Consider the following 13,512-nt stretch of genomic DNA (forward strand, 5'->3'; position numbering starts at 1 on the left):
TGTGGGTCCGCCGTCGGCCGGTGCGCTGGTGCTCGCCGCACCGGCCGGCGACTACGCGAGGGCTATTCGACCGATACTGATCATCTCTTTTCGCCCGTTGGTGCTCATCTCTTCCGTACGACGACGAAGTCGGCCAGCGCCGTGAACCGCGCCCGCACCCGGTCGGGCATATCTACGGCGTCCAGCGCCTCCACGGCGACGGCGTGCTGACGGCGTGCCTCGTCGGCGGTCCACTCACGGCCGCCCGCCTCCTCGATGAGGGCGGCGCGGGCCGCGAACTCCTCCTCGGAGAAGTTCTCGAAGTCGCTGCTCTTGGCGTCGGCGGCGAGCATCTCGCCGAGCCGCTCGGAGGCGGAGCCGCCCGCCGCGAGCGCGGCCACGACCGGCAGGGACTTCTTGCGCTGGCGCAGGTCGCTCCAGGTCTGCTTGCCGGTGGCGACCGGGTCGCCCCAGATGCCGAGCAGGTCGTCGACGGCCTGGAAGGCGAGGCCCAGGTGGTAGCCGTACTTCTCCAGGGTGTCGGCGGTGCGGTCGTCGGCGCCGCCGAGCACCGCACCGATGGAGGAGGCGCAGGCGAGCAGCGCGCCGGTCTTGTTGCCCTCCATCTCCAGGCACTCCTCGACGCTGACGCGGTCGCGGTGCTCGTAGGAGATGTCCTGCGCCTGACCGTCGATCAGGGCGCGGGTGGCGGTGGTCAGCCGGCGGGTGGCACGGCCGGCCTCGACGGTGCCGAGCTCCAGCAGCACCTCGTTGGCGAGGGCGAACAGGGCGTCGCCGACCAGGATGGCCTGGGCGGGGCCGTGCACCTTCCACACCGTGTCGCGGTGGCGGCGCTGTTCGTCGCCGTCCATCAGGTCGTCGTGCAGCAGGGAGAAGTTGTGGACCAGTTCGACGGCGACGGCGCCGGGGATGCCGACCTCGGGCGCGGCGCCGGTGACCTCGGCGGAGAGGATCGCGAGGGCGGGGCGGACGGCCTTGCCGCCGTCGCCGGCCGTGGGCTTGCCGTCGGCGTCGATCCAGCCGAAGTGGTAGGCGGAAACGGTGTCCATGGGAGGGGCCAGGCGATCGATCGCGGCCCGCAGTACCGGGGTGGCCAGGGTCCTACCGCGCTCCAGGAGCGCGGCCACGTCCACCGCGGTCTCTCGAGCGGCCTTCTCGGCCGGGGGCACAGTGGGCACAGTCTCTCCTCTTGTTGCGGTACCGGGGGTGCGGGGGCCTGCCGCCGGGCGCTGGTTCAGCATCACGCCGCCTCCTCGACATCGAAGAGGTGACGGGGGCGGGGCCGGCCCAGGGCGCTCAGCGCGGCTTCGGCCGCACTCACACCACTGCGGACCGCACTCTCCATGGTCGCGGGCCACCCAGTGGCGGTCCACGCTCCGGCCAGACAGAGGCCGGGTGCCTTGGTACGGGCGCCGGGCCGCAGCCGCCCGACGCCGGGGGTGGGAGCGAACGTCGCCGTGCGCTCCCGGGTCACGAAGAAGTCCTTCACCCGAGCACCGCGCGCCCCGGGCAACAGCCGCTCCAGCTCCGGCAGATACCGTTCGCGCAGTGCGGCGACCGGCTCGTCGATCTCGTCCTGCGCGGCCGACTGGGACAGCGCGAGGTACTGCCCTTCCCTGAGCCCGGAGGCGTCGGTCCGGTCGAACACCCACTGCACCGGAGTGCCGAGCGCCGCGAAGAACGGGCTGGCGAGCACCTTGCGGTCGTAGACGACATGGACGTTGAGGATCGGCGCGGTGCCGATCTCCAGCAGCCGTTCGGGGGCGTCGAGGGCGCCCTCGGGCAGCAGGTCGTGGGCCTCGCGCTGGGCGACGGCGAGCACGACCGCGTCCGCCCGCAGCGTCTCGCCGGGAACCTGGACGCTCCAACGTCCGTTCTCGTCAGGGGAGATGGAGGTGACGCGTGCACGGACCTCGGTACGCACGCCCGCGGAGTCGAGCGCCTTGCGGGCCAGCCGGTCGTGCAGTTCGCCCAGCGGGACATGCGCCCAGCCGATGTCGGCCGCGCCCGGGTCGGACAGCAGACCGGTCTTGAACACCATCGCGGCGAGCCCCAGCGAGGCGTCACCCGCGACCGCGTTGAGAGTGGCGACCCCGACCAGGTCCCACAGGGCCTCGACGGCACGCGCCGACTGACCGTGCGCGGCCAGCCAGCTGCCGAAGTCCTGGGTGTCCAGGGCCGGATCGGCGAGGTCGAGCCCCTTGAGCGCGAGCGCGGCACGCCCGACCTTGGCGCGATCGGCGAGCGACAGATGCGGATACGTCGCCAGGCTCCGGCCCAGGTGCAGGGGTACGGGCAGCGCGTCGCGCCGCAGCCTGCCGAGCCGACGGCCCTCGGGCCGCGCCAGGTCGACCACGGGTACGTCGAGGCGGTCCTGAAGCGGCGCCAGCGCCGTTCCGTCGATGCGGTCGAGGAACCAGCGGTAGGCGGTGCAGCAGCGCAGATAGACGTGCTGTCCGTTGTCGACGGTCAGGTCGCCGCGCTGGAAGGAGAAGGCCAGGCCGCCCAGTCTCGGCCGGCCCTCGACCAGGGTGACGCGCACTCCGGCGTCGGCGAGCGCGAGCGCGGCGGTGATGCCGGCGAGCCCGCCGCCGACCACGACGGCGTCCTTCCCGGATCCGTCTCCCGGGATGTCCGCGAGCGACCCTGCCGGCCGCGTGCCGTCGGTCATCGTGCACCCTCCCCTGCGCGACCGCCGTGCCGGTCGTTGAACGGTGCACGGCCGATCGTCTCAGTCAGGGACGCGACCCGGCGGCGGAGGGTTGCCCGCCGCTTTTCGCCGATGGCATCACCTTGGGCCGGAATGTCCATCAGGCGCGCCTCCTGACGGTACGACTGACGGTCCGCCGGGTCACATGGCGGGCGTCCAGACCGGACAGGCCGCGCACGGCGACGTACGCCTTCTCCCGCCCGGGCAGCGAGACCCGGCCGCGCAGCACGGCCTGAGGGTCGCGCTCGATACGGTCGAGGAGGCGGAGATAGATACCGGCCATGGCGGCGACACAGGCGCCGCTGCGCCGGTCCAGCATGGGGAGCAGCCGGTAGCCCTCGGCGAAAAGGGCGCGGGCCCGACGCACTTCGAAGTGCACGAGGCCCGCGAAGTCGGAGCCCTCCGGTGGGGTCGGCCCGCTGAAGCCGGTCGAGCAGCCGAACTTGGCGAGGTCGTCGGAGGGCAGATAGGTGCGCCCGCCCTCGGCGTCCTCACGGACGTCCCGCAGGATGTTGGTGAGCTGGAGGGCCAGCCCGAGCGTGTCGGCGTACTCGGATGCGCGCTCGGCCCCGCGCGCGCCGGGTTCGGTGCCGAACACGCCGAGCGAGAGCCGCCCGATGGCACCCGCCACACAGCGGCAGTAGACCTTCAGGTCGTCCCAGGTCTCGTAGGTCTCGCCGCGTACGTCCATCAGGACGCCGTCGATGAGCTCGTCGAGGCCGCCGAGCGGGATCGGGAAGGTGTCGGCGGCGTGGGTGAGGGCGACGGCCACGGGGTCGATGTCGTCCTCGTCGACCTTGCCGTCGCGGATCCGGGTCAGCAGCTCCCGGGTGTCCTCGAGTCTGGCGATCTTGACGTCGTCGGTCAGGGCGCCGTCGCCGATGTCGTCGACGCGGCGCGAGAACGCGTACAGCGCCGACATCGCGCGGCGCTTGGGCGTGGGCAGCAGCCTGATGCCGTAGGCGAAGTTACGGGCCTGCTGCCCTGTGACGGCCTCGCAGTAGCTGTAGGCGGCGAGTACCGGTGCGGACGCGTGTGGTGCAGACTCCACGGTCCGGATCACCCCTCTCCTCGCAGAGTCACGCCCACCTCGCGCAGCAGCTTCAGCCTGCTGGCCTTGGGCGGGCCGGGAAGTACGTCGTATTCGGCGGCGGAGATCGCACGGATCGCCGCCCTTCCCCCCGCCACGAATCCCGCGAGCAGCAGCTTCAGCCTGCCGTGGACGCTACCCACCAGGGGGGTGCCTTCATTCAGGAGGGTTTGAGCGCGTTCGGCTTCATATGCAACCAGTGCGCGCACCGATGCGCCTGCTGTTTTTACCGCGAGGTCGGTTTCCTGCACGTGGAAACGCTTCATGTCCGCCGCGGGCAGATAGATCCGGTCACGCCCGAGGTCCTCGGCGACGTCCTGGAGGTGCTCGACGATCTGGAGCGCCGTGCAGACCGCGTCGGAGCGACGGATCCGCTCGGGCGTCGCGGTGCCGGTGACGGCGAGGACGAGACGGCCGACGGGGTTGGCGGACAGTTCGCAGTAGGCAAGGAGATCGTCGTAGGTCTCGTAGCGTGCGACGAGCTGGTCCTGGCGGTTGGCGGCGATCAGGCCGAGGAAGGGCTCGGGGGTCAGCGAGCGGCGGCGCGCGGTCGGCTGGAGGCGGCGCAGCAGCGGGTGGCGCGGGGTGCCGTCGAAGACACGGCGCAGATCGGCCTCGAAGGCGTCGAGAAGGACGAGGCGGTCGTCGGCCTCCGCGGGCGACACGCCGAGCAGCCGGGCGTCGGCGCCGCCGGGGGCGAGATCGCCGTCACCGATGTCGTCGACGAGGCGGGCGAAGCCGTATACGGCCATGAGGTCGGCGCGCCAGGCCCTGGGCAGGAAGAAAGGCGCCACGGGGAAGTTCTCCGCGGCGGCCTTGTCGAGCGTGCCACGCTCCGGATCAGCTGTGCGCGCGCCGGTTCCCGTCACCGGGGACTGCCCGGCGCGGGGACGGCACATGCTGCGTGGAGCTGGGGAGTTTCCGTAGCCATTGCCGTCACATCTCCCGTTCTACACCGCAGACCCAATGCACACTATTTCGGACACGCCGCCCGGCCGTCCGCGCCGCGGCCCTGCGTGGGGGTGTCGTTCGTTATCGCCCCACTTGCCGCGTTTCGGTACCGGTACAGCTTACGTTGTACAACGGGGGCGGGCCCGTGGGGGTGTCCTGCACATCACAACAACACACCGATTGGCGTCAAGCTTCCCGAAGCCAGCCGGAGTTGACGTTTCCTTTGCAGACGCGGGGCCCCGCCGGAGCAGTTCCGGCAGGGCCCTGCGAAGCGTCCTGGGCCGCACGGCCCACAACCGGGTGGACTACTTGCCCGTGAACTTCTCGTACTCCTTGAGGACCTCGTCCGTCGGGCCGTCCATGCGCAGCTCGCCGCGTTCCAGCCACAGGACGCGGTTGCAGGTGTCGCGGATCGACTTGTTGTTGTGGCTGACGAGGAACACCGTGCCGGCTTCCTTGCGCAGCTCACGGATGCGGTCCTCGGAGCGCTTCTGGAACTTGCGGTCGCCGGTGGCCAGCGCCTCGTCGATCATGAGGACGTCGTGGTCCTTGGCCGCGGCGATGGAGAAGCGCAGCCGGGCCGCCATGCCGGACGAGTACGTACGCATGGGGAGCGTGATGAAGTCGCCCTTCTCGTTGATGCCGGAGAAGTCGACGATCTCCTGGTAGCGCTCCTTGATCTGCTCACGGGACATCCCCATGGCGAGGCCGCCCAATATGACGTTGCGCTCTCCCGTGAGGTCGTTCATCAGCGCCGCGTTCACACCGAGCAGGGAGGGCTGGCCGTCGGTGTAGACCTTGCCCTTCTCGGCCGGGAGCAGGCCGGCGATGGCGCGCAGCAGGGTGGACTTGCCGGAGCCGTTGGAGCCGATCAGGCCGATGGCCTCGCCCCGGTAGGCGACGAAGGAGACGCCCCGCACGGCGTGCACCTTGCGCACGCCCCGCTCCTCGCCGCGCTTGAGGATGCGGCTCAGGGCCGCGGTGGCGCTGCCCTTTCCGCTCTTGGCGCCGTTGACGCGGTAGACGATGTGCAGGTCGTCCGCGATGACGGTGGGGATGCGCTCCGCGTCCTTCCCGGGCTCAGCCACGGCCGTACCTCTCTTCCGCCTTCCAGAAGTAGACGAAGCCGACTCCGCCCGCCAGCACCGCCCAGCCCAGCGCGAAGGCCCACACATGCGCGGGCAGGAACGAGGAGTCGTACCCGTCGATCATCGCGAAACGGACCAGGTCCATGTAGATCGCGGCCGGGTTCCACTGCAGGACGTCGGTGATCCAGCCCGGCCAGTTCTTGTCCGCGAGCATCGCCGGGATGCTGAACATCACGCCGGAGGCGTACATCCAGGTACGCAGGAGGAACGGCATCAGCTGGGCCAGGTCGGGCGTCTTGCTGCCCATGCGGGCGAAGATCAGCGCGAGGCCCGAGTTGAAGACGAACTGCAGCGTCAGCGCGGGCAGGACCAGCAGCCAGGACAGGGCGGGGAAGCTGCCGAAGGCCATCATGATCACGACGAGCACGATCATGGAGTAGAGCAGCTGCTGGAGCTGCTGGAGCGCGAACGACAGCGGCAGCGAGGCCCGCGGGAAGTGCAGCGCGCGCACCAGACCGAGGTTGCCGGAGATGGCGCGCACGCCCGCGAGCACCGAGCTCTGGGTGAAGGTGAAGACGAACACGCCGGTCACCAGGAACGGCACGTAGATGTCGGTGGGGATGCCCTCCCGGGCGCCCAGCAGCATGCCGAAGATGAAGAAGTACACGGCCGCGTTCAGCAGCGGGGTGGCCACCTGCCAGAGCTGGCCGAGCTTCGCCTGGCTGTACTGGGCGGTCAGCTTCGCCCGCGAGAACGCGAGGATGAAGTGCCGCCGGTCCCAGAGCTGGCGGACGTACTCCGGCAGCGAGGGGCGGGCGCCGCTCACGGTCAGCCCGTGCTTGGCGGCCAGCTGGGCCGCCGTGAGTCCCTCGTCGGGCGACGGAGGCGCGCTCACCGCGACTCCGCCGTCGTGCGTTGTCTCACTCACCAGTGGAAACTTTCGTCTTCGAGATGCACAGCCTGTGCGGGCCTGGCATGAACCTGGGGCCGGGGTACGGCCCGGGGGCTCTCAGGGCCGAGCTTGTCAGATGACGGGAGGTCGGCCCAGTCGAGTCAGCCGCCACACCGTACGCCACTTCATGGGCCGGCGGGGACCGCACGAGGTGGTCCACCCTTCCCGGAATCCGCCGAACCATGCCTTGAGGGCGGGGCGGGACGGGCGGCGGACGAGGGTGAGCAGCATCCACACGCCCAGATAGACCGGGACGAGGAGGGCCGGAAGGTTTCGGCGGGCCAGCCAGACCCGGTTGCGGGCGACCATACGGTGGTAGACCGCGTGCCGTGAGGGCGCGGTCGTCGGGTGGTACAGCACCATGTCGGACCGGTAGTCGATCATCCAGCCCGCGTCGAGGGCCCGCCATGCCAGGTCGGTTTCCTCGTGGGCGTAGAAGAATTCGTCCGGGAGCCCGCCGACTTCGGCGAAGACCTGGGTACGGACGGCGTTGGCGCCGCCCAGGAACGTGGTGACCCGCGAGGAGCGCATCGGGTCGGAGGCGCGCAGCCGGGGGACGTGGCGCCTTTGGGTGACTCCGGTGTCCGGGTCGGCGATGCGGAAGCTGACGATGCCGAGCTTCGGGTCGGCCTCGAAGGCGGTGCGGCACAGCTCGGCGGTGTCGTGGTGGGCGAGGAGACCGTCGTCGTCGAGGAAGAGCAGGATGTCGACGTCGCGACCGCTGGGACCGAAGGCCTCGATGCCGACGTTGCGGCCGCCGGGGATGCCCAGGTTCTCGGGCAGCTCGATCGTGCGGACGCCTTCGGGGACGTCCGGGACGGGCGAGCCGTTGCCGACGACGACCACCTCGACCCTGTCGCCGTCCTGCTTGGCGACCGAGTCGAGCAGGGCGCGTAGCTCGTCGGGGCGGTTGCCCATGGTGATGATCACCGCGCCGACCTTCATGCCGTTCACTTCAGCCTGCTGGAGGCGAGGATGGACACGAGGTGCAGCAGGGTCTGGAGCAGCGCGATGCCGGCGAGCACGGCGACGCCGAGCCGGGTGAAGAACAGGTCGCCGCGGACCTGGTCGGCGATGGCCAGGACCAGGATCAGCAGGGACGCCTCGATGCCGAGGATGAGGCGGTGGAACTTGAGCAGGGCGGCGGCCCGGCGGGCCATGGCCATGCCGGAGGAGCGCATCTCGGACGCGGACTCCTGCACCGGCGGCTTGCCGGCCTGGTGGCGGGCGACGCCGACGAGGTCGGTCTCGGCCTTGATCAGGATGGCGCCGAGCGCGGCCAGCGTGCCGAGGAAGGCCCACAGCCAGTCGATACGGCCGCTGCCCCACAGGTCGGCGGCGCGCAGCCCGAAGCCGACGAGCACGGCGGCGTCGGTGAGGTAGGCGCCGACGCGGTCGAGGTAGACGCCGTTGAGGGAGTACTGCTTCTTCCAGCGCGCGATCTCGCCGTCGACGCAGTCGAGGAGCAGATACATCTGGACGCACACCACGCCCAGGACGGCGCCCGGGATCCCCGGCACCAGAAGTGCCGGGGCCGCGAGCACACCGAATACGGTCATCAGGTACGTGAGCTGGTTGGGCGTGACCCTGGTGTTCACCAGGTAGCGGTCGACCCGCAGGGACACCTCACGCATGTAGAGGCGTCCCATCCAGTGCTCACCGCTGCGCCGGTCCTTCACCCCCGCGGGGTGAACGACGGGGCGGAGTTCAGCTACCGATGGCCTTGACATAGTCGGCGTAGATGTCCTTGATCTGGTCGGTTGTCAGGTCGAGGTGTTCGAGGATCGTGTAGCGGCCGGGCCGGGTCTGCGGCGCGAACTCCACCGCGCGGACGAACTCGTCGTCCGTGAAGCCGATCTCCCGCGGCAGTACCGGCAGCCCGTGCCGACGCAGCACCTCGGCCATGTAGGCCGACTCCTCGTGGGCTCCGCGCAGGTACATCGCGAAGGCCGCGCCCAGTCCGCACTGCTCGCCGTGGGCGGCGGCGCGCTTGGGGAACAGCAGGTCGAAGGCGTGGTTGATCTCGTGGCACGCGCCGGAGGACGGGCGGGAGTCACCCGACACCGACATGGCGATACCGCTGAGCACCAGCGCCTCGGCGAGTACCTGGAGGAACTCGGTGTCCCCTATGCCGCCGGGGTGCCGCAGCACCGCCTCGCCGGCCTGGCGGGCGATGGCGGCGGCGAGGCCGTCGATCTTCTCGCCCTTGACGCGGTGGGCGAGCTCCCAGTCGGCGATGGCGGAGATGTTGGAGATCGCGTCGCCGATGCCGGCGCGTACGAAGCGGGCCGGGGCCTCGTGGATCACGTCGAGGTCGATGACGACGGCGATCGGGTTCGGCACACCGTAGGAGCCGCGGCCGGCGTCGTTGTCGAGGGTGGCGACCGGCGAGCACAGGCCGTCGTGCGCGAGGTTCGTCGGTACGGCGACCAGGGGCAGGCCGACGCGGGCCGCGGCGAACTTGGCGCAGTCGATGATCTTGCCGCCGCCGAGCCCGACGACCGCGTCGTAGTGGCCGGCCTTTATGTCACTGGCCAGCCGCACCGCGTCGTCGAGGGTGCCGCCGCCGACCTCGTACCAGCTGGCGCCGGGTAGCGCGGGAGCGAGCCGCTCCTTGAGCCGGGCACCGGATCCGTTGCTGACCGCGACGGCCAGCTTGCCGGAGTGCGAGATGCGCTCGTCGGCGAGCACACCGCCCAGGTCGTCGAGGGCACCCGGGCGGATGTCGACGACGACGGGCGAGGGGATCAGCCGGGTCAGTACTGGCACGCGATCTCCCGTCCGCGGGCGAGATCGTCGTGGTTGTCGATCTCCACCCACTTGACGTCGCCGATCGGCGCCACGTCGATGCGGAAGCCGCGGTTCACGAGCTCCTGGTAGCCGTGCTCGTAGAACTGCTGCGGGTCGGTCTCCCACACGGCCTTGAGGGCGTCGGCCAGCTCGGGGGCGGCGTCGCCCTCGATGAGGGTGACGCCGATGTACTCGCCGGTGGCCTCGGCGGGGTCCATCAGCTTGGTGATCTTCGTCATGCCCTTCTCGGCGTCGACGACGACCTTCATCTCCTCGTCGGCCAGGCTCTTGACCGTGTCCAGGGCGAGGATGATCTTCTTGCCGTCGCCGCGGGCGGCGAGCAGCGTCTTCTCGACGGAGACCGGGTGGACGGTATCGCCGTTGGCGAGGATCACGCCGTCCTTGAGGGCGTCACGGCCGCACCACAGGGAGTAGGCGTTGTTCCACTCCTCGGCCTTGTCGTTGTCGATGAGGGTGAGCTTGAGGCCGTACTTCGCCTCCAGCGCCTCCTTGCGCGCGTACACGGCCTCCTTGCGGTAGCCGACGATGATCGCGACCTCGGTCAGACCGATCTCGGCGAAGTTGCCGAGGGTCAGATCGAGAACCGTGGGTTCGCCCTCTATGCCCGCGGGCCCCACCGGCACCAGAGCCTTGGGAAGGCTGTCGGTGTAGGGGCGCAGACGCCGTCCGGCGCCGGCCGCCAGCACGAGGCCGATCATGCGGGTTCTCCTTCATCGTGTACGGCGGGCGCCCCGGAGGACACCCAGAAGCGGATGCTCTCGACGAGCACCACCAGGGCCACGGCCACGGCGATCACCGTGAGCGCGACCGTGAACTGCGAGGCGGAGAGCACCGCGGCGAGGACGGTGACGAGCAGCGTCCGTCCTTCGTGCCCCCCGATGGCGCGCACCAGCCAGGCCGGAGGCGCTCCGGCGTTGCCGCGGATGCGGTACACCGTGTCGTAGTGATGGTAGGCGACGGCCGCCACCAGCCCGAAAGCCGCAGGAAGGGCTCCGTTCACCTCGGATTTGGCGGCGAGGATCAGGACGGTGCCGTACTCGGCGGCGCGGAAGACCGGGGGGACCAGCCAGTCGAGGGCGCCCTTGAGGGGCAGGGCGACGGCGGCGGCCGAGGTGAGCGCGTACAGGACGGCTGCCGCGACCGGCAGCGCGCTGCCGTACGGCTCCAGCGCCGCCGCGAGGACCAGCAGGGCCGCGCCGGGCAGGGCGACGAGGACGCGGGCGCCGAACGGCAGCTTGGCGGGCAGCTTGCGCAGCGCTCGCGCCAGCGCCTCGGCGACCGGTCCGCTGTCGGCCAGGTCGGCCAGTGCCTTCGCCGCCCGGTCGGTCCGGCTGGCCTTGCGGGTCAGCGAGCGCAGTACGCGGCCCGCCGTGGTGTACGTGGCGGCGAAGGCGCAGCCGATGAGCAGCGCGTAGAAGGTGATCCGAGGAGTGGCGACCGCCGTGAGCACCGCGATCATCGCCCAGCGTTCGCCGATCGGCAGGACGATCATCCGGCGCACCCACACCGTCCAGCCGACGCTGTCGAGCTTGTCGGAGAGGGCGGCGGTGGGGCTGGTGTTGGCGGTGGCGTCGTGGTTGGCCTCGTTGAAGGAGAAGTCCACGACATGACGGCAGGTCTGCAGGACCATGGCGCCCAGGGCCAGCGCCCATACGTCGTCGCCGCCACGGGCCGCTCCCAGCGCGAGGCCGGCGTAGTAGGCGTACTCCTTGGCCCGGTCGAAGGTGGCGTCGAGCCAGGCGCCGAGCGTGGAGTACTGCAGCGAGTAGCGGGCGAGCTGGCCGTCGGTGCAGTCCAGGACGAACGAGAAGATCAGCAGCAGGCCGGCCGCGACGAAGCCGCCCCGGGTGCCGGTGGCCGCGCAGCCCGCCGCGATGAGCGCGGTGATCAGGGAGGCGGTGGTGACCTGGTTGGGGGTCAGGCCCCGGCGGGCGCACCAGCGGGCGATGTAGCGGGAGTACGGGCTGACGCAGTAGGTCGTGAAGAAGCCGTCGCGGGACTTCACGGCCGACTTCAGGCGTACGGCCTCGTCGTCGACGGCCGAGACGGCCTGCCGTGCCTCGTTGCGGGCCTGCGGGTCGGCCGGTACGGCGGCGACCAGGCTGCCGAGCTCGGGGCGGTGGACGTCGGTGCCCTCGTCGTCGAGGGCGGTGACGATGCGGTCGGCGAGGCTGTCGACGGCGACGGCCGTGCCGCCGCCCGCTGAGTTCTCGCGGGCCATCGCACGGGTCAGGGCCTGGCGTCCGGCCGGCTGGGCCGTCACGGCGCCGGGGATCGCGGCGAGCGGGAAGCGGGGATCGGTCAGGCCGAGGCGCAGCGCGTGGGTGTGGCCGACGAAGCGGGCGTCGACGACGGCGACCCGCTGGTCGCCGGGTACCTGGGCGAGGAGGGTCTCGGCGTCGGCGGCGTCGGAGGCGACCCGCACGTCGTAGCCGAGGGACCGCAGATCGCCCTCGATCCCCGATCCGGGGACCGGCTGACCGGTGAGGATGGCGGTCGACAACCGAACTCACTCCCTGGGTGCCGGCGTGTCCGCGCCGGTCATGTTCATGGTGGCGGCGCCCCTTGCCATGGCGTCCGGGCGGCGTGTCGGCAGAGGCTATCGGATGACGGGAAGCCGACGTTCACCGGCCGTTCGGCGGAACGATCAACGTGGTTTGCCCAGAGCTTTGCCGCGATCATCATCAGGGATCGCGGGGCCCGCCCACAAACTCGCGCTTCCAGACCGGGGCATCGAGGACATTGCGAGCCGCACCGCGGCCCCGGCATAGGGTGGGCGACCATGACATGGCTGATCACAGGCGGAGCCGGCTACATCGGAGCACATGTGGCGCGGGCCATGACCGACGCCGGGGAGCGGGTCCTCGTCCTGGACGACCTCTCGGCCGGGCGCCCCGCGCGGCTCCCGGCCCACGTCGCTCTCGTCGAGGGCTCGTCGCTCGACGGTGGGCTGCTGAAGCGGGTGTTCGCCGAGCACGCGGTGACGGGTGTGGTGCATCTCGCGGCGCGCAAGCAGGTCGGTGAGTCCGTGGCGGAGCCGACGCGCTACTACCGGGAGAACGTGGGCGGTCTGGCCACGCTCCTGGAGGCGGTCGCCGAGGCGGGGATCAGGCGGTTCCTATTCTCGTCGTCCGCCGCCGTCTACGGCAACCCGGATGTGGATCTCATCACGGAGGACACCGCGTGCGCGCCGGTGAACCCGTACGGCGAGACCAAGCTGACCGGTGAATGGCTGGTGCGGGCGGCGGGCCACGCGCACGGGATCTCCACCGTGTGTCTGCGCTACTTCAACGTCGCGGGCGCCGTCTCGCCCGAGCTGGCCGACACCGGTGTCTTCAACATCGTCCCCATGGTCTTCGACCGGCTCACCCGCGACGAGGCCCCGCGGATCTTCGGCGACGACTATCCGACGCCGGACGGCACCTGTATCCGTGACTACATCCATGTCGCCGACCTCGCGGAGGCGCACCTGGCGGCGGCCCGGCGGCTCGCCGAAGCGGACGCGGGCGGCGACCTGACCGTCAACATCGGCCGTGGCGAGGGCGTCTCCGTCCGCGAGCTGATCACGGTCATCGGCGAGGTCACCGGCGACGCGCGACCCGCCGTCGTCGAGGACCGGCGCCCCGGCGACGCGCCGCGCGCGGTCGCCTCGGCCGCGCTGGCCGCCGAGGAACTCGGCTGGACGGCCCGGCGCGGGGTACACGAGATGGTCGAGTCGGCATGGCAGGGGTGGCTGCTGCACCACGGCGGCCGGTCGGGCAACTGATCATGCGAGGCCCTGACCTGCGGATCGTTTCCGCAGGTCAGGGCACATGACAACGGTGTTCAGTGCCGCGTTGCCCGATACCCCCTACCCGTAGTTCACTGTGATCCCGGACGGACATTCCGATCGTCTTACGGACCGCGGAAG

13 protein-coding genes are annotated in these 13,512 nt (G+C 70.9%); 1 reads left to right on the forward strand and 12 read right to left on the reverse strand.

All coding sequences use genetic code 11. The annotated features are described in order from the left end of the window. Positions 1 to 104: 104 nt before the first annotated feature. The 12 genes from L0P92_RS10390 to L0P92_RS10445 form a co-directional block, all read right to left on the reverse strand. Positions 105 to 1,241: a polyprenyl synthetase family protein gene (locus tag L0P92_RS10390; protein ID WP_234762242.1), complete on the reverse strand. Its 1,137-nt coding sequence runs from the start codon at positions 1,239 to 1,241 to the stop codon at positions 105 to 107. After that, positions 1,241 to 2,671: a hydroxysqualene dehydroxylase HpnE gene (gene hpnE / locus L0P92_RS10395; protein WP_234762243.1), complete on the reverse strand. Its 1,431-nt coding sequence runs from the start codon at positions 2,669 to 2,671 to the stop codon at positions 1,241 to 1,243. Before hpnE ends, L0P92_RS10390 begins: the two co-directional genes overlap by 1 nt. Next, on the reverse strand, positions 2,668 to 2,811 hold the full coding sequence (locus L0P92_RS10400) for a DUF6380 family protein (RefSeq protein WP_234762244.1): 144 nt from the start codon (positions 2,809 to 2,811) through the stop codon (positions 2,668 to 2,670). The genes hpnE and L0P92_RS10400 overlap by 4 nt, the downstream gene beginning before the upstream one ends. After that, positions 2,811 to 3,773, reverse strand: a complete 963-nt coding sequence (gene hpnD, locus L0P92_RS10405; RefSeq protein WP_234762245.1) for a presqualene diphosphate synthase HpnD — start codon at positions 3,771 to 3,773, stop codon at positions 2,811 to 2,813. Before hpnD ends, L0P92_RS10400 begins: the two co-directional genes overlap by 1 nt. Further along, positions 3,770 to 4,669 (reverse strand): squalene synthase HpnC, encoded by a 900-nt coding sequence (gene hpnC / locus L0P92_RS10410; RefSeq protein ID WP_234762246.1) that lies wholly within the window; start codon positions 4,667 to 4,669, stop codon positions 3,770 to 3,772. The genes hpnD and hpnC overlap by 4 nt, the downstream gene beginning before the upstream one ends. Positions 4,670 to 5,056: 387 nt before the next feature. After that, positions 5,057 to 5,839, reverse strand: a complete 783-nt coding sequence (locus L0P92_RS10415; RefSeq protein ID WP_234762247.1) for an ABC transporter ATP-binding protein — start codon at positions 5,837 to 5,839, stop codon at positions 5,057 to 5,059. After that, entirely contained in the window at positions 5,832 to 6,767 is a 936-nt protein-coding gene (locus tag L0P92_RS10420; protein ID WP_234762248.1) for an ABC transporter permease, read from the reverse strand. The genes L0P92_RS10415 and L0P92_RS10420 overlap by 8 nt, the downstream gene beginning before the upstream one ends. Positions 6,768 to 6,863: 96 nt before the next feature. Further along, positions 6,864 to 7,736, reverse strand: coding sequence for a glycosyltransferase family 2 protein (locus L0P92_RS10425; protein ID WP_234762275.1), 873 nt, complete (start codon positions 7,734 to 7,736; stop codon positions 6,864 to 6,866). Positions 7,737 to 7,741: 5 nt separating this feature from the next. Beyond that, a complete protein-coding gene (locus tag L0P92_RS10430) occupies positions 7,742 to 8,521 on the reverse strand; it encodes a CDP-alcohol phosphatidyltransferase family protein (protein WP_234762249.1) in 780 nt (259 codons plus the stop codon). Then, the gene (locus L0P92_RS10435) at positions 8,499 to 9,560 is read right to left on the reverse strand and encodes an iron-containing alcohol dehydrogenase family protein (RefSeq protein ID WP_234762250.1); all 1,062 of its coding nucleotides are present in this window, start codon (positions 9,558 to 9,560) and stop codon (positions 8,499 to 8,501) included. Before L0P92_RS10435 ends, L0P92_RS10430 begins: the two co-directional genes overlap by 23 nt. Beyond that, positions 9,548 to 10,300, reverse strand: a complete 753-nt coding sequence (locus L0P92_RS10440) for a phosphocholine cytidylyltransferase family protein (RefSeq protein ID WP_234762251.1) — start codon at positions 10,298 to 10,300, stop codon at positions 9,548 to 9,550. Before L0P92_RS10440 ends, L0P92_RS10435 begins: the two co-directional genes overlap by 13 nt. Continuing rightward, the gene (locus L0P92_RS10445) at positions 10,297 to 12,105 is read right to left on the reverse strand and encodes a DUF5941 domain-containing protein (RefSeq protein WP_234762252.1); all 1,809 of its coding nucleotides are present in this window, start codon (positions 12,103 to 12,105) and stop codon (positions 10,297 to 10,299) included. Before L0P92_RS10445 ends, L0P92_RS10440 begins: the two co-directional genes overlap by 4 nt. A 279-nt stretch (positions 12,106 to 12,384) precedes the next feature. On the opposite strand from L0P92_RS10445, the gene galE reads away from it, so the two are divergent. Further along, on the forward strand, positions 12,385 to 13,368 hold the full coding sequence (galE, locus tag L0P92_RS10450; RefSeq protein WP_234762253.1) for a UDP-glucose 4-epimerase GalE: 984 nt from the start codon (positions 12,385 to 12,387) through the stop codon (positions 13,366 to 13,368). The last annotated feature ends 144 nt before the right edge of the window (positions 13,369 to 13,512 follow it).

This window comes from Streptomyces muensis (assembly GCF_021474425.1).
GTDB lineage: Bacteria > Actinomycetota > Actinomycetes > Streptomycetales > Streptomycetaceae > Streptomyces > Streptomyces muensis.